This window comes from Streptomyces hilarionis (assembly GCF_024539675.1).
In the GTDB taxonomy this organism is placed as follows: domain Bacteria; phylum Actinomycetota; class Actinomycetes; order Streptomycetales; family Streptomycetaceae; genus Streptomyces; species Streptomyces hilarionis.
Genome location: NZ_JAHHIT010000619.1, coordinates 1 through 308 on the forward strand (window position 1 = coordinate 1; position 308 = coordinate 308).

Consider the following 308-nt stretch of genomic DNA (forward strand, 5'->3'; position numbering starts at 1 on the left):
GAAAAAAAGACGCGATATAAGACTGGATGATGCAGTAATTACCAAGGGCGTTCTTTTGTCTCTTGGTGTTTCTGTTTTATTTCATAATCTCTATATAAAAAGGAAAGTCCATAGGGATTTAGAGCTTGAGTCCTCCTATCCTAACTCTACGGTTTGCTGTGTGGCAGATCCAGCTTACATACTTAGAAGCTGGATTGAACTGAATTAAGCTATTTTGTAATGGACTGAAGCTGTAGCAGTCGGGACTTGTACCAATCAAGAGATTCCAGTGTTGGTGCGTCAAGTGTGGGAATATAATTGCATAGCAT

At 39.6% G+C, this 308-nt stretch carries 1 protein-coding gene; it reads left to right on the forward strand.

Annotated features, from left to right (window positions below; translation table 11 throughout):
- Positions 1–208: hypothetical protein (locus tag KMS84_RS39760; protein ID WP_256921524.1), on the forward strand; the 208-nt coding region annotated here is incomplete at its 5' end.
- Between the last annotated feature and the right edge of the window lie 100 nt (positions 209–308).